Source organism: Streptomyces sp. NPDC036984 (assembly GCF_055607665.1).
In genome coordinates, this window is the sequence record NZ_JBVJRL010000001.1 from 88020 (window position 1) to 103743 (window position 15724).

The 15724-nt window shown below is 70.5% G+C and carries 14 protein-coding genes and 1 riboswitch; of the genes, 7 read left to right on the forward strand and 7 right to left on the reverse strand.

The genetic code is table 11. The features are described 5' to 3' along the window. Positions 1-103: 103 nt before the first annotated feature. From ACZ7DL_RS00410 to ACZ7DL_RS00435, 6 genes are all read left to right on the forward strand, one after another. Complete coding sequence (locus tag ACZ7DL_RS00410) at positions 104-868, forward strand: GntR family transcriptional regulator (RefSeq protein WP_360749104.1); 765 nt, start codon at positions 104-106, stop codon at positions 866-868. A gap of 151 nt (positions 869-1019) precedes the next feature. Beyond that, entirely contained in the window at positions 1020-1292 is a 273-nt protein-coding gene (locus tag ACZ7DL_RS00415) for a DUF3311 domain-containing protein (RefSeq protein ID WP_470770221.1), read from the forward strand. Further along, complete coding sequence (mctP, locus tag ACZ7DL_RS00420) at positions 1289-2917, forward strand: monocarboxylate uptake permease MctP (protein WP_470770222.1); 1629 nt, start codon at positions 1289-1291, stop codon at positions 2915-2917. Before ACZ7DL_RS00415 ends, mctP begins: the two co-directional genes overlap by 4 nt. Positions 2918-2992: 75 nt before the next feature. Then, positions 2993-3499: a GNAT family N-acetyltransferase gene (locus ACZ7DL_RS00425; protein ID WP_470770223.1), complete on the forward strand. Its 507-nt coding sequence runs from the start codon at positions 2993-2995 to the stop codon at positions 3497-3499. Positions 3500-3551: 52 nt separating this feature from the next. Further along, positions 3552-3675, forward strand: a riboswitch (cobalamin riboswitch). Positions 3676-3803: 128 nt separating this feature from the next. Next, entirely contained in the window at positions 3804-6161 is a 2358-nt protein-coding gene (locus ACZ7DL_RS00430; protein WP_470770224.1) for a ribonucleoside-diphosphate reductase subunit alpha, read from the forward strand. Further along, positions 6161-7174 (forward strand): ribonucleotide-diphosphate reductase subunit beta, encoded by a 1014-nt coding sequence (locus tag ACZ7DL_RS00435; protein WP_470770225.1) that lies wholly within the window; start codon positions 6161-6163, stop codon positions 7172-7174. Before ACZ7DL_RS00430 ends, ACZ7DL_RS00435 begins: the two co-directional genes overlap by 1 nt. An 81-nt stretch (positions 7175-7255) precedes the next feature. Here ACZ7DL_RS00435 and ACZ7DL_RS00440 read toward each other — a convergent pair whose 3' ends face one another. Next, positions 7256-7465: a hypothetical protein gene (locus ACZ7DL_RS00440; protein ID WP_470770226.1), complete on the reverse strand. Its 210-nt coding sequence runs from the start codon at positions 7463-7465 to the stop codon at positions 7256-7258. 93 nt (positions 7466-7558) lie between these two features. On the opposite strand from ACZ7DL_RS00440, the gene ACZ7DL_RS00445 reads away from it, so the two are divergent. Next, positions 7559-8521, forward strand: a complete 963-nt coding sequence (locus ACZ7DL_RS00445; protein ID WP_470770227.1) for a GlxA family transcriptional regulator — start codon at positions 7559-7561, stop codon at positions 8519-8521. Positions 8522-8543: 22 nt separating this feature from the next. Here ACZ7DL_RS00445 and ACZ7DL_RS00450 read toward each other — a convergent pair whose 3' ends face one another. The 6 genes from ACZ7DL_RS00450 to ACZ7DL_RS00475 all read right to left on the reverse strand — a co-directional run bounded on the left by ACZ7DL_RS00450 (position 8544) and on the right by ACZ7DL_RS00475 (position 15676). Beyond that, positions 8544-9914 carry a bifunctional albaflavenone monooxygenase/terpene synthase gene (locus ACZ7DL_RS00450; protein WP_470770228.1) on the reverse strand — a complete coding sequence of 457 codons (1371 nt, stop codon included), beginning with the start codon at positions 9912-9914 and terminating at the stop codon, positions 8544-8546. Continuing rightward, positions 9911-10996, reverse strand: coding sequence for an epi-isozizaene synthase (gene cyc1, locus ACZ7DL_RS00455; protein ID WP_470770229.1), 1086 nt, complete (start codon positions 10994-10996; stop codon positions 9911-9913). Before cyc1 ends, ACZ7DL_RS00450 begins: the two co-directional genes overlap by 4 nt. Positions 10997-11286: 290 nt before the next feature. Further along, on the reverse strand, positions 11287-11937 hold the full coding sequence (gene def, locus ACZ7DL_RS00460) for a peptide deformylase (RefSeq protein ID WP_470770231.1): 651 nt from the start codon (positions 11935-11937) through the stop codon (positions 11287-11289). Between the two features lie 73 nt (positions 11938-12010). Next, positions 12011-12991, reverse strand: coding sequence for a hypothetical protein (locus tag ACZ7DL_RS00465; protein ID WP_470770232.1), 981 nt, complete (start codon positions 12989-12991; stop codon positions 12011-12013). Positions 12992-13091: 100 nt separating this feature from the next. Next, positions 13092-14375 carry an HD-GYP domain-containing protein gene (locus ACZ7DL_RS00470; protein ID WP_470770233.1) on the reverse strand — a complete coding sequence of 428 codons (1284 nt, stop codon included), beginning with the start codon at positions 14373-14375 and terminating at the stop codon, positions 13092-13094. Next, positions 14372-15676, reverse strand: a complete 1305-nt coding sequence (locus tag ACZ7DL_RS00475; RefSeq protein WP_470770235.1) for an HD-GYP domain-containing protein — start codon at positions 15674-15676, stop codon at positions 14372-14374. Before ACZ7DL_RS00475 ends, ACZ7DL_RS00470 begins: the two co-directional genes overlap by 4 nt. Positions 15677-15724: the final 48 nt, after the last annotated feature.

Sequence of the window (15724 nt, forward strand, 5' to 3'; positions counted from 1 at the left end):
GGAGCGTGCGGGTGGAGTCGGACACCGCAACCCGTGCCACGATGTGAGCCGTGGCCGATGGGATGTCGGTCGCTTGCGGCATCCGGAGCCGGGAAGGCAGAGCATGAGCACCGACGTCAGCAGTGCGGAGAACGAGGCCGGCACAACCGTCCGTACCGCGCGCGTGCCCAAGTACTACCGCTTGAAGAAGCACCTGCTCGACATGACGGAGACGCAGGCGCCGGGCACGCCGGTCCCGCCCGAGCGCACGCTGGCCGCCGAGTTCGACACCTCCCGCACCACGGTCCGCCAGGCCCTCCAGGAACTGGTCGTGGAGGGCCGGCTGGAACGCATCCAGGGCAAGGGCACCTTCGTGGCCAAGCCCAAGGTCTCCCAGGCGCTCCAGCTCACCTCGTACACGGAGGACATGCGGGCCCAGGGCCTGGAGCCGACCTCGCAGCTGCTGGACATCGGGTACATCACCGCCGACGACCGGCTCGCCGAGCTGCTGGACATCACCGCCGGCGGGCGCGTGCTGCGCATCGAGCGGCTGCGCATGGCCAACGGCGAGCCGATGGCGATCGAGACCACCCACCTGTCGGCCAAGCGCTTCCCGGCCCTCAGGCGCTCGCTGGTGAAGTACACCTCGCTGTACACCGCGCTCGCGGAGGTCTACGACGTCCACCTCGCCGAGGCCGAGGAGACGATCGAGACCTCGCTGGCCACCCCGCGCGAGGCGGGTCTGCTCGGCACCGACGTCGGTCTGCCGATGCTGATGCTCTCCCGTCACTCGCTGGACCGCGAGGGCAAGCCGGTGGAGTGGGTGCGTTCGGTGTACCGCGGAGACCGGTACAAGTTCGTGGCACGGCTGAAGCGGCCGGCGGAGTAAGGACCCGTCAGCCCGTCAACCGCAGCTCCCGCCGGGCATGTTCGCTGAATCGATATACCGATATGCGGACGAGGTCTTCCGCTGTCATGACGCCGTCACCTAGATTGCGTGCGCATTAAACAGGTGATCGCGAGGGGACGGGAGCCATGGCATGTCCGAAACGCCTGAAGTGAGACCACCGGTGGTGACACCGGGCAGAGTGATCATCGCCCTCTGTCTCGTCGCGCCCTTCGTGGCGATGCTGTGGGTCGGCTCGTACGCGAAGACCGACCCCACCTTCATCGGGATCCCGTTCTTCTACTGGTACCAGATGCTCTGGGTGCTGGTCTCCACGGCGCTCACGATGCTCGCGTACCAGCTGTGGCAGCGTGACCAGCGCGCCCGCAAGGCGGCGACCGCCCGGCACGAGGAGGCGGCGAAGTGAAGGACGGCGTCAACGGCGTCGCGCTCGGCGTCTTCATCTTCTTCTTCCTGGCCGTCACGGTCATCGGCTTCCTGGCCGCGCGCTGGCGCAAGGCCGAGAACGAGCACTCCCTGGACGAATGGGGCCTGGGCGGACGGTCGTTCGGTACCTGGATCACCTGGTTCCTGCTCGGCGGTGACCTGTACACGGCGTACACCTTCGTCGCCGTACCCGCGGCGATCTACGCGGCGGGCGCGGCCGGCTTCTTCGCGGTGCCGTACACGATCCTCGTGTACCCGATGATCTTCACCTTCCTGCCCCGGCTGTGGTCGGTCTCGCACCGGCACGGGTACGTCACGACGTCCGACTTCGTGCGCGGCCGGTTCGGCTCGAAGGGCCTGTCACTGGCGGTGGCGGTGACCGGCATCCTGGCGACGATGCCGTACATCGCGCTCCAGCTCGTCGGCATCCAGGCGGTGCTGGACGTGATGGGCGTCGGCGGCGGCGAGAACACCAACTGGTTCGTGAAGGACCTGCCGTTGCTCATCGCCTTCGGTGTGCTGGCGGCCTACACCTACTCCTCCGGCCTGCGCGCCCCCGCGCTGATCGCGTTCGTCAAGGATGCCCTGATCTACATCGTCATCGCGGTGGCGATCATCTACATCCCGATCAAGCTGGGCGGGTTCGACGACATCTTCGCCAAGGCCGGCCAGGCGTTCAGCCAGGTCAACCCGGTCACGGAGAAGCCGCGCGGGGCGGTCGTCCCGCCGGAGACCGGCCAGTGGACGTACGCCACGCTGGCCCTGGGCTCCGCGCTGGCCCTGTTCATGTACCCGCACTCGATCACCGCGACCCTGTCGTCCAAGAGCCGTGAGGTGATCCGCCGCAACACCACGATCCTGCCGCTGTACTCGCTGATGCTGGGTCTGCTGGCGCTGCTGGGCTTCATGGCGATCGCGGCCGGTGTGAAGGTCACCAACGGACAGCTGGCCATTCCGCAGCTGTTCGAGGACATGTTCCCGGACTGGTTCGCGGGCGTGGCCTTCGCGGCGATCGGCATCGGTGCGCTGGTCCCGGCGGCGATCATGTCCATCGCGGCGGCGAACCTCTTCACCCGCAACATCTACAAGGACTTCATCAAGCCGGACGCGACGGCGGAGCAGGAGACCAAGGTCTCCAAGCTGGTCTCCCTGCTGGTGAAGGTCGGCGCCCTGGTCTTCGTCCTCACCATGGACAAGACCGTGGCCATCAACTTCCAGCTGCTCGGCGGCGTCTGGATCCTGCAGACCTTCCCGGCCCTGGTCGGCGGCCTGTTCACCCGCTGGTTCCACCGCTGGGCGCTGCTGGCCGGCTGGGCGGCCGGCATGATCTACGGCACGGCCGCCGCGTACGGCGTCGCCTCGCCGACGCAGAAGCACTTCGGCGGCAACGCCAAGGAGATCCCCGGCATCGGCGAGATCGGCTACATCGGTCTCACGGCGTTCGTCCTGAACGTCGTGGTGACCGTGGTCCTCACCGTCGTCCTGAAGGCCGTCAAGGCTCCCGAGGGCCTGGACGAGACCCGGCCGCAGGACTACACGGCGGACGCGGGCGATCCCGGGGTCCAGGTGGAGCTGCCCTCGGCCACCGCGGGCGCCGGCCACTAGCAGCCCCCCGCACCACCCGCAGCGGGCCGCCGGAAAGCACGTTTCCGGCGGCCCGCTTGCTTGCACACTCAGACCATGGACATCCTGATCCGCCCCGCCGAACCGGGCGAATACGACGCCCTGGGAGAGCTCACCGCCCAGGCATACCTCCAGGACGGCCTGCTCGACTTCGGCGAGAGCGACCGGTACCTGGGCGAACTGCGGGACGTGGCCAAGAGGGCGGCCGCGGCCGACGTACTCGTGGCCACGCGCCACGGCGCCCTCCTCGGCGGAGTCACCTTCGTCCCCTCCGGCGGCCCCATGGCCGACATCGCGCGGCCCGGGGAGGCGGAGATCCGGATGCTCGCGGTCGCCCGGGCGGCCCGCGGCCAGGGTGCCGGCGAGGCGCTCGTGCGGGCCTGTGTCGAGCGCGCACGGGCCGCGGAGGGCTGCACGGCCGTCGTCCTGTCGACCCAGCGCACCATGCACGCCGCCCATCGCATCTACGAACGGCTGGGCTTCGTGCGGGTTCCGGAACGGGACTGGAATCCGATGCCGGAGCTCGACGACATCACTCTCGCCACCTACGAGTTGACGCTCTGACACCGGCACGACACAACATCTGGGGGTGACACGACAGCCCGGCACTAGATGTATGCTCGTCCTCGCTGTCGCCGCAGGGGAATCCGGTGCGAGTCCGGAACTGTCCCGCAACGGTGTACCTGCGCGTATCTGCGCGCCTGTTGAGTCCGACGACCTGCCGACAGCGCACACCCGGCCGTCCGGCCCGGGTGGGTTTCTGAACGTCCGGGCCTCGTGGAGTGGGCCGGTGGACGCGACGCCGTGCGCGCTCGTGGCTGCCCCCTGCCCTCCGCCGGGCCCCGTGCCGAGCGAGGGAGAGCCCCACGTGACCATCGCGCCAGCCGACCCGGCTTCAGTCAGCGAGCTGGAGACCGACGGTCCCGGTGCCGTGCTGCTGCGGACCCTGACCGAGCTGACCGCCGACCTGCCCGACGCCGACCCGGGCCGGGTCGCCGCCGCCGCGCTGCGCGGCCGGTCCGCCCGGGCCGACGAGGCGGAGCTGCGGGAGCTGGCCACGGAGGCCGCGGCGGGCCTGATCTCCGAGGACCCGGCCTACTCCAAGCTGGCCGCCCGGCTGCTGACCCTCGCCATCCGGGACGAGGCCGCCTCACAGGGCGTGACGTCCTTCACCGAGTCGGTCGAGGTCGGCCACCGCGAGGGTCTTGTCGCGGACCGCACCGCGGACTTCGTCCGGCTGCACGCGGAGCGGCTCGACGCGCTGATCGACGGTGCGGCCGACGACCGGTTCGGCTACTTCGGCCTGCGCACCCTGCACAGCCGCTACCTGCTGCGCCACCCGATCACCCGCAAGGTGATCGAGACGCCCCAGCACTTCATGCTGCGGGTGGCGAGCGGTCTGGCCGAGGACGACACGACCCGCTCCGTGGACGAGGTCGCGGCGCTGTACCGCCTGATGAGCCGCCTCGACTACCTGCCCTCCTCCCCCACCCTGTTCAACTCCGGCACGCGGCACCCGCAGATGTCGTCGTGCTACCTCCTCGACTCGCCCCTGGACGAGCTGGACTCCATCTACGACCGCTACCACCAGGTCGCCCGGCTGTCGAAGCACGCCGGCGGCATCGGCCTGTCGTACTCCCGCATCCGCAGCCGCGGTTCGCTGATCCGCGGTACCAACGGGCACTCCAACGGCATCGTGCCGTTCCTGAAGACCCTGGACGCCTCGGTCGCCGCGGTGAACCAGGGCGGGCGGCGCAAGGGCGCGGCGGCGGTCTACCTGGAGACCTGGCACTCCGACATCGAGGAGTTCCTGGAGCTGCGGGACAACACCGGTGAGGACGCCCGCCGTACCCACAACCTGAACCTGGCGCACTGGGTCCCGGACGAGTTCATGCGCCGGGTCAACGCCGACGAGCAGTGGTCGCTGTTCTCCCCCGCCGACGTGCCCGAGCTGGTGGACCTGTGGGGCGACGAGTTCGACGCCGCCTACCGCAAGGCCGAGGCGGCGGGCCTGGCGAGGAAGACGATGCCGGCCCGGGACCTGTACGGCCGGATGATGCGCACGCTCGCGCAGACCGGCAACGGCTGGATGACGTTCAAGGACGCCGCCAACCGCACCGCCAACCAGACCGCGCAGCCGGGCAACGTCATCCACTCCTCCAATCTGTGCACGGAGATCCTGGAGGTCACCGACGACGGCGAGACGGCCGTCTGCAACCTGGGATCCGTGAACCTGGGCGCCTTCGTGGCCGACGGGGACATCGACTGGGAGCGGCTGGACGAGACCGTCCGTACGGCCGTGACCTTCCTCGACCGGGTGGTGGACATCAACTTCTACCCGACCGAGCAGGCGGGCCGTTCCAACGCCAAGTGGCGGCCGGTCGGTCTGGGCGCGATGGGCCTCCAGGACGTCTTCTTCAAGCTGCGTCTGCCCTTCGACTCCGCCGAGGCCAAGGCGCTGTCCACGCGCATCGCCGAGCGGATCATGCTCGCCGCCTACGAGGCGTCCGCCGACCTCGCCGAGCGCAACGGCCCGCTGCCCGCCTGGGAGCAGACCCGCTCCGCCCGCGGAGTCCTCCACCCCGACCACTACGACACCGAGCTCACCTGGCCCGAGCGCTGGGACGCCCTCCGGGCGCGCATCGCACGGACGGGCATGCGCAACTCGCTGCTCCTCGCCATCGCGCCGACGGCCACGATCGCCTCGATCGCGGGCGTGTACGAGTGCATCGAGCCGCAGGTGTCCAACCTGTTCAAGCGCGAGACGCTGTCGGGTGAGTTCCTCCAGGTCAACTCCTACCTGGTGCAGGACCTGAAGGACCTGGGCGTGTGGGACGCCCGGACCCGCGAGGCCCTGCGCGACGCCAACGGCTCGGTGCAGGACTTCGTCTGGATCCCCGAGGAGGTGCGCAGGCTCTACCGCACGGCCTGGGAGATCCCCCAGCGCGGCCTCATCGACATGGCCGCCGCCCGCACCCCGTTCCTCGACCAGGCCCAGTCGCTGAACCTCTTCCTGGAGACGCCGACCATCGGCAAGCTCTCCTCGATGTACGCCTACGCCTGGAAGTCCGGGTTGAAGACCACGTACTACCTGCGCTCGCGTCCCGCGACGCGTATCGCCCGTGCCGCCCAGGCGCAGGCCACCATCCCCGTGCAGCAGGTCGCCGACCCCGAGGCGGTCGCCTGCTCCCTGGAAAACCCCGAGTCCTGCGAGGCCTGCCAGTAATGTCCACCCGTAACACCAACCTGCTCGACCCGGGCTTCGAACTGACCCTGCGCCCGATGCGCTACCCCGACTTCTACGAGCGCTACCGGGACGCCATCAAGAACACCTGGACCGTCGAAGAGGTCGATCTCCACTCCGACGTCGCCGACCTCGCCAAGCTCACCCCCGAAGAGCAGCACCTCATCGGCCGCCTCGTCGCCTTCTTCGCCACCGGCGACTCCATCGTGGCCAACAACCTCGTGCTGACGCTGTACAAGCACATCAACTCCCCCGAAGCGCGCCTGTACCTCAGCCGGCAGCTCTTCGAGGAGGCCGTCCACGTCCAGTTCTATCTGACCCTGCTGGACACCTACCTCCCCGACCCCGACGACCGCGCCGCCGCCTTCGCCGCCGTGGAGAACATCCCCTCCATCCGCGAGAAGGCCGAGTTCTGCTTCAGGTGGATCAACGAGGTCGAGAAGATCGACCGCCTGGAGACCCAGGCCGACCGGCGCCGCTTCCTGCTCAACCTCATCTGCTTCGCCGCCTGCATCGAGGGACTCTTCTTCTACGGCGCCTTCGCCTACGTCTACTGGTTCCGCAGCCGCGGCCTCCTGCACGGCCTGGCCACCGGCACCAACTGGGTCTTCCGCGACGAGACCATGCACATGTCCTTCGCGTTCGAGGTCGTCGACACCGTCCGCAAGGAAGAGCCGGAGCTGTTCGACGACGCGCTCCAGCAGCAGGTCACCGACATGCTCGGGGAAGCCGTCGAGGCCGAGCTCCAGTTCGCGCGTGACCTGTGCGGCGAGGGCCTGCCGGGCATGAACACCGACTCGATGAGGCAGTACCTGGAGTGCGTCGCCGACCAGCGGCTGACGCGTCTCGGCTTCGCCCCGGTGTACGGCTCGGAGAACCCCTTCTCCTTCATGGAGCTGCAGGGCGTCCAGGAGCTGACGAACTTCTTCGAGCGCCGTTCGTCGGCCTACCAGGTCGCCGTGGAGGGCACGGTCGACCTGGACGAGGACTTCTGACCGGTCGGGAGCTGCTCGGCGTCGCCCGCACGCACCGCCTTCGCGGAGGTGCGGTGGCGGGCGGCGCCGTTCGCTTTCCGGTCAGGCGTGACGGGCCACGCCACGGTGCCCGCGCAGGGGCTTGGCCTCGCCCGTGGGCTCGGTGGGTGTCCCGCGCTGCTCCGCCTCCCTGAGCTGCCGGTCGATGCGCCGGTCGCGCAGTACGCCGAGCGCCGAGGGGAGGACCATGAGGACCAGGATCCCGAGGGTGGCGAGCATTCCGATCAGGCCTTCGATCTGGTTTCCGTTCATGGACACCACTGTCGCGCCGGATACTCCTTACCGGGAGTGGCAGGACTGCCGTAGACCCTCGAATTACTGCCAACACTGAGGCACACTGGCCGCATGCTGACGAACGTGGCCGCCGTGCTGCTGGACGGGGTGCATCCCTTCGAGCTGGGTGTCGTGTGCGAGGTGTTCGGCATCGACCGCAGCGACGAGGGGCTTCCGGTGTACGACTTCGCCGTGGTGTCGGCGGAGGGGTCCGAGCTGCGCACGCACTGCGGGTTCACCGTGTCCACGCCGCACGGGCTGGAGCGGCTGGACGAGGCCGATCTGATCGCCGTACCGGCCGGTGAGACCTATGCGGAGCGCGCGTACCCGCAGGAGCTGCTGGCGGCGCTGCGGCGGGCCGTCGAGCGGGGCGCGCGCGTGCTGAGCGTCTGCTCCGGGGTGTTCGTGCTGGCCGCGGCGGGGCTGCTGGACGGGCGCCGGTGTGCGGTGCACTGGCACCACGCCGAGCAGCTCGCCCGGCGTTACCCCCGGCTGCGGGTCGAGCCGGACGTGCTGTACGTGGACGAGGATCCCGTCATCACCTCCGCCGGCACGGCCGCCGGGATCGACGCCTGTCTGCACCTGGTGCGCAAGGAGCAGGGCCCGGAGGTCGCCAACAAGATCGCCCGCCGGATGGTGGTGCCGCCCCATCGGGACGGCGGGCAGGCGCAGTTCATCGAGCGGCCACTGCCGAAGGCGCCCTGTGACACGGTCGGCGAGGTGCTGGCCTGGATGGAGGCGCACCTCGACGAGGAGGTCACGGTCGAGCAGCTCGCCGCCCGCGCCCATATGGCGCCGCGCACCTTCGCCCGGCGCTTCCAGCAGGAGACGGGGACCACTCCCTACCGGTGGATTCTGCGACAACGCGTGCTGCTGGCACAGGAGTTGCTGGAGGGCACGGACGAGACCATGGACGCCATCGCCTGGCGCACCGGGTTCGGAACGGCCGCCGCGCTGCGCCACCAGTTCGTCCGGGCGCTGGGCACGACCCCGAACGCCTACCGGCGCGCGTTCCGGGGGCCGGAGGCCGCCTGAGCGCGCGCCGGTACCAGGTGACCTACCAGGGCAGCGCCCGCAGCAGGAGGTTGTGCGGGCGCAGGGTGATGCCCACGCGGGTGGTGTCATCGGACCCGCTGACCTGCTCGAAGCGGTACTTCGCCGAGATCGCCGCGGTGATCAGGCTCAGCTGGGTCATGGAGAAGTGGTCGCTGGGGCACTTGCGGTTGCCCACACTGAAGGGGCTCATGGCGTACTTGGGCACGTCCCGGGCCCGCTCGGGCAGCCAGCGGTCGGGGTCGAAGTCGAGGTGGCGCGCGTAGGAACGGGCGTCGCGCTGAATCGCGTAGGGGCTGTAGACGATGTCCGCCCCGGCCGGTATGCGATAGCCGCCGAGTGCGGTGTCGGTCACCGCGCGCCGCGTCAAAATCCATACGGCGGGCCTGAGCCGCATGGCCTCGACGACGACATTGTTGGTGTGCGTAAGTGAGCGCACATGCTCGAATCCGACGGGTCGGCCACCGGTCACGGATTCGACCTCGGTCCGTACCTTCTCGGCGTGTTCCGGATGTTCGGCGAGGACCTGGAGCAGCCACATGATCGTGGACGCCACTGTTTCGCTGCCGGGGGTGAGTATCGCGACGACCTGGTCGTGGATCTCCTGTTCCCCGATGGGGTCGCCATTGTCGTCCTTCGCCTCCAGCAATGCCGTCAGCAAATCGTCCGGCTTTTGACCAGATGCCCTCCGCTCGGCGACGATCTCGTCCACCAGCAGATGCAAATCGGCCAGCGCCCGGTTGAATTCGCGGTTGGCCGGAAACGGCAGCCGGTAGAGCGGTCCGAGCGGGAGCACCATCCTGCGGTACATCCCGCGGAAGACGCTGGCGAGGTCGACGCTGAGGCGTTCCGCGCGCTCGTCCATGTACTCGCCGCGCAGCAGGCAGCGGGCGGCGATGCGGACGGCGACCCGGAAGGACTCGGAGGTGCAGTCGATGGTCTCGCCGGGTTTCCAGCGCTCGGTCAGCGCGTGCGCCTCCTCCTCCATGACCGGGCCGTAGGCGGGTATCGCGTCGAGCCGGAACGCGGGCTGTATGGTGCGCCGCTGCCGGCGGTGCCGGGGGCCGTTGGCGGTGGCCACGCCCTCCTTGCCGAGCAGGCCCTCCAGGGATTCCCACAGCGGGCCGTCGATCTTGAAGTCGGGGCTGAGGGCCAGTGCTCCGGTGAGCGCGGGCGTGGTGACGGCGTACACCGTCTTGGGGCCGAGCCGCAGGCGCACGACGTCGCCGTGTTCGCGCAGCCCGGACATGAAGGCGAGCGGGTCGCGCACCAGTCTCAGGCCGTGTCCGAGGACCGGTAGGGCACCTCCGGCCAGGGGTGGTTCGCACAGTGCGGGCGTCTCGGGGGTCGCGGGCCTCACCGACTCGACGGTCATGACTCACCTGCCGCTTCGTTCGTGACGTACGGGGGCGTGGACCGGTCGTCCCAGCTGTCGACCATGTACCGGCCGGACTCGTGGTGGAACCAGTAGACGGAGCTGAACCAGTTGCGCATAGAGCCGACGCAGGCCCGGACGGCGGCGCTCAGTTCCTTTCCGCGGGCCGTTCCGTCATCCGTTTCACGGGCGAACCTCAGGGCGTCCCGTTCGACTTCGAGGAATTCGCGGACGCATTCCTCGACGCGTCGCCTGATTTCATCGACCGCGTCCTCGAGGGACAGCCCCTCATGAGTGATGAGGCTGATGCCGAGATTGTGGACCTCGTCTCCCGCTATTTCCTTCGGCAGTGAGCAGAGGTCGTTGTACCAGGCGGCGAATTCCTGACTGAGCAGGGCCGCCCGGCGGTACGCCGGGTATTTCCTTACAGCATCCGGAAGTTCACACCCGGCACTGGGCTCGAGCAGGTCCGTCCATATCCAATGCGCGAAGGTGAGCCGGCGCAGGGCGAGATACTCCTCGACGCCGGGTATGTATCCCTCGCTGCGATTGCGGAATTCGCGGTCGTACGCCTCGATCACCGCGTGGAAGTGCCGGGCGAACCGCTGGTTCCAGGTGTGCGGCAGAAAGCCGTACAGTCGCAGCACGCTGTCCGCGAAGCCCGCCACCAGCGGGTCCGGGTGGTGCAGATGGTGCCTGGGTGCGTCGAGAGCCGCGTGCAGCCGGTACCGCAGCCGCCGCCAGTCGCCCGCCCGGCCGTTCACGACGAAGCGGTCGTGGCGGTCGTCCCAGACGAAGAACCAGGCGCTGTAGTCGGCTATGGCCTGGAGGACCTCGTCGGGGGCGGTGGTGTAGTAGCCCGCCATGAGGTCGGTGTAGCACAGTCCATCGGCATATTCCTGCACCTTGTCCGCCGGCATGAGCCGTTTTTCCAGGAGCCAGAGCCGTGTCTTCTCCTGGAGCCGCGGCCAATACGGATGCAGTTGCCGGGGAAAGGCGGACTCGATCACCGGGAGTGCCAGTGAGGGTGGGACTACCACCGCCGTCGGTGCCGCTGTGGTGCTGCGTGGGAAAGCTTGCACGAACAAACCCCTCTCAGCCGCCAGGAGCGCACACCCCTCCTGTTGTGCCGGGCGTGCGCCGTTGCGTATCCCCGCACTTCCCATTCAGCACCACAACGGACCGCTGTGGGAACGGATTTGCTTCACTCACTACCCCACGGTGCCGAGAATCCCCCCCTGTGTGACTGATTAAGGATCACTAGGAGCACGGAAGAGATCGGCTGTACGACGCACGAACGAGCGAACAGCGGCAACACGAAGGCGCCCGGCCTGGAAGATCCCGGCCGGGCGCCTCAACTGCCCTCGGCACCTCAGTCGTTGGCGACCACGGGGTAGCGTGGCTCGTTCTCGGCCATCTGCCGCAGCGCATCCTTGCGGTCCCGCTTCGACAGCCGGTCGATGTACAGGTAGCCGTAGAGGTGGTCGGTCTCGTGCTGCAAACAGCGCGCGAAATAGCCGGTGCCGCGGACCTTGATCGGGTTGCCCTTCTCGTCCTGGCCGGTCACCTCGGCGTAGTCGGGCCGCGCGAGCGACGCGTACGCCGTGGGGACGGACAGGCAGCCCTCGTTGCTGTCGTCCAGCCGGCGCTTCTCCGCGGGCAGGTCGACCAGCTTCGGGTTGCACACCACGCCGACGTGCCGGACGCCCTCGTCGTCCTGGCAGTCGTAGACGAAGACCTTCAGGTCGACACCGATCTGGTTGGCGGCCAGGCCCACGCCCTCGGCGGTGCGCTGGCTGGCGAACATGTCGGCGACCAGCTGGTCCAGCTCCTCGCCGAACTCGGTGACGTCCTTGCACTCCTTGTGCAGCACCGGGTTGCCGACGACCGTGATCGGCCGCGAGGTGCCGCGCTCGCGCCAGGCCCTCTCGCGCCCCTCGCAGTCCTCCGTGTCGACGACGTAACCCTCGTCGTCGACGGGGAGCACGCCCGCGTGCTGCTGATCGGTGTCCTGCTGCGCCATGACCGACGTACGCCTTCCTGCAAGCCTGGAAATTTCTGCGAGTACAGCCTAAAGGTGGCTGGTCACCGACGGCTCAGCAAACCTCTTCGAGATCCCGCCAGTCCCTGGAGTCCGGGCTGTCCGCGACCCACCCGTCCAGCAGCCCCTGGACCAGCGAGGCCGGCGCGGCCAGCCCGCACTCGCGCTCGGGCACCCACAGCTGCCCGTCCGTCCGGTGCCCCAGCGGCCCGGGATGACCCGGCTCGCTGTGATCGTGCGGGTCGAGATGCACCCCCTCGCCCTCGTCCGAGGGCATCCGTGACTCCGAGCACATCCGGCACAGCAGCCGCACCGACGACGACCAGTCCTCCGCGGCGAACCCGGCGTCGGCGGCCAGCTGCTCCAGCGCGTCCCGGTCCGCCTCCGTGGCCGCCTCCAGCAGCACCACCCAGGTGGGGACGGGGGACGGCGCCCACAGCTCGATCTCGTCGAAGACCGGGTAACTGTGCCCGGCGGAGGTGGTGCGCTCGCCGTGCGGGACCCCGTCGTGCAGGACGACCTCGCCCCAGCGCCGCCCGGACGAGGGAAGCGGGATGGAGAGGACCTCCAGCCGGGCCGGGTCCAGCCGACGGCCCCAGACGACCTCGGCCTCACCCTCCGGGGAGAGCCGTACGGCCGCGCTGCCCAGCTCCATGCCGAGCGGCTCCGCGGAGGCCGCGGCACCTCCGGGCACCTTCAGCCCGTACGCCTGCCAGGCGCGGCGGGCCAGCGGCCAGTCCTGGAGGGCGGTCGCGGCGATGCCGACGTTCCACCAGTCGGGCGCCCCGGTCTCCCGGTCGAGCAGAGCGACCGCGCGCAGTCCGGCCGCGCGCGCCTGCTCCCAGTCGTGCCGGAACTTGTGCAGCAGAGCGAGGTTGAACCAGGACTCCGACAGCCAGGGTTCCAGATCGGCAGCGCGTGTCAGCAGTTCGCCCGCGTCCTCGTACCGGCCGTCGCCGATGAGCGTGAACGCGCGGTCGGTGGCCTGCCGCCAGGAGGCGGAGGGCCGGTGCCGTCCCTTGCCGAAGATCCTCACGTTTCCCGCCTGCCAGTTCCAGTTCCGCACAGTGGGCTGGCTTGTGCCCCCGGACACCCTCTCCCTCGCATCCAACCACGTACGGCGGGAAAGGCGCTCATTACCCATGGGTTACCCAGCCGGGAGCGGGGTCAGACAGTCCGGTCCGCCGCGCCTGCATGCGCTCCCGCGCCCCCCGTGGCCGCGCCAGCACCCGGGCGAGCGACTCCACGACCTCGGGAGCGTAGTCCCCGGCGGTGCCCAGCCGCAGCTCCTCCAGCGCGCGCAGGGGACCTTCGGGGCCGGCGTCCCGGGTCTTCTCCTCGTAGGCGTTCACGGCACGGACGATCCGGGCGGCGAGCGGCTGCTCGGCACAGGGGTCGGCCTGCCGCTCGACGACGACGGCGACGGCCGCGTCCACCCCGGTCTGCCGGACGACCGCCCCGCCGAGCAGGGCGATACGCCGCTGCTCCGCGGCCGGCAGGGCGGCGGTGGCGCCGGCCGGGACCGGGTCGACCAGGCTGAGCTGGCCGATGTCGTGCATCAGCGCCGCGTACTCCAGGACGTTCAGTTCGGGGCCGGACAGGCCGAGGTCCCGGCCGACGGCGAGGCTGAGCTCGGCGACGCGGTGGGCGTGCCCGGCGGGGGTGCAGCCGGCGATCTCGGTGGCGCGGGCCAGGGAGGCGATGGTCTGCCGGTAGGTGGCGCGGACGGCCGCGTACCGGCGCAGGGACAGCTGGACGAGCAGCAGGGGCAGGCAGAACACGGGCAGCGCCCACAGGCCGACGACGGCCGTCGCGAGCGCCATCACCGCGCCGGTCGCGCAGACGGCGGAGCCGATGCCGAGCAGCCCGTGCAATTCCTCACGCAGCAGCGGGCCGAACGGCCAGCGGGTGCGGCAGTGGGCGAGCGCGGCGGCGAGGACGGCGCCGCACAGCGAGGTGAGGACGAGCAGGGTGAGCAGCAGCAGGGCGTAGACGGGGCCCTCCCAGGCCGCGAACACGCCCTCGTCGAAAAGGGGTTGGAAGCAGACGGCGGCGAAGCCGACGGTGAGGACGCGGCGGGCCAGGTGGTCGACGGTGGGGGTGCGGCCGGCCCAGATGTGCGGCACGGCGCCGAACAGGGCGGCGACGAGGACGACGGTGACGACCTGGGCGGCACCGTGCTGGGTGGGCCGCCCGGCGTCGGGGCCCAGCAGGGCGTAGGACAGGGAGCCGGCGGCGCCCAGCGGCGCGGCCTGCCGTGCCGCCCGGGCGTCGCTCCAACGGGCCAGCTCGCCGACGGCTATGAGCACCCCGAAGGCGAGCGCGACGCCCCGGTCGTCCAGTCCGGTCCACAGGACGACGGCGAGGGAGCCGGCCGCGGTGAGCGCGGCGGCGCCGTGGATGAGCCGCAGCAGGGTCATCGGTGCGCCCCGGTGCCGGGGGCCGGCTCCACCGGCCGGGTGCCGTACGCCGGTTCGTCGGCGGTGACCGCCGGGTGCCAGCCGGAGCGGCGCAGGGCGCGGACGAGCGCGCCGACCATGCGGGGGTCGAACTGGGCGCCCGCGCAGCGCTTCAGCTCGGCGACGGCCACCTCGACCGGCCGGGCCCTGCGGTAGCAGCGGGTGGAGGTCATGGCGTCGAAGGCGTCCGCGACGGCGACGATCCGGGCGCACTCGGGGATCTGGGTGCCGGCCAGGCCGTACGGGTAGCCGCTGCCGTCCAGCCGCTCGTGGTGGTGGAGGATGGCCGCGCGGGCCTCGCCGAGGAAGGAGATCCCGCGGACCATCTCGTGCCCGTACTCCGGGTGCAGCTCGATGATCCGCCGCTCCTCCGGGGTGAGCGGCCCGTCCTTGCGTAGCAGCCGGGTGGGCACGCCCAGCTTGCCGACGTCGTGCAGGATGCCGGCGAAGCGCAGCACCTCGACGCGGTCGTCGTCCATGCCGAGTTCGCGGGCGATGAGCACGGATGCCTGCCCGACGCGTTCGCTGTGGCCGCGGGTGTAGCCGTCCTTGATGTCGACGGCCTGGACGAGGGCGCGGATGGTGGCCTGGTGGGCGGCGCGCTCTCGGTGGTACTGGGCGAACACCCACCCGGAGACGCACATCGGCAGCAGTACGAGCAGGGCGGCGACCGGGCCGTACGGGCTGCGCCAGAGCACGGCCATCATCAGCCCCGCGAGTCCGTGCACCGCGACGGGGGCGAGGCAGCGCGTCAGCAGCCCGCGCCACGCCCGGCGCAGCGGCACCAGCCCGGCCGCCGCGCGCAGGCCGCCGTCGAGGACGGTGAGCACCAGGCAGAAGGCGAGGACGGCCGCGCCCGCGGGCAGCAGGGCGTAGGGGAAGTGGCAGCCGACGACGGCGTCCCGGCCGCCGAGCGCGCCGTGCACCCGGGCGGCCGCCCACACCGCGAGCGCCGGCTGGGCGGCCCGCCACACGCGCCGGGGCAGCGCGGGCCGGTGCTCGACCGGGCAGAGCAGGGCGGCGGGCAGCGGGACGAGCGCGGCGGCCGCCGGCGGCAGCAGGAAGGCGCCGGCGAGCAGGACGGGATAGAAGGTGCCGCCGAAGCGGCGGTGTACGACGTGCTCACAGGCCGCGTACAGCGTGGCCAGCAGGGCCGGCGCCCACCAGGAGGCGGGCGTGGCCGGCAGGGGCAGGAGGATCGGCACGGCCGCCAGGGCCACGGCGGCCACATAGCCGCGTGCCCTCGCCGATACCGCCTCCATCGCGCCCCTCCCCGCCCTGCCTGTCAGGCTCGGAGCCTAGGGCGGGAA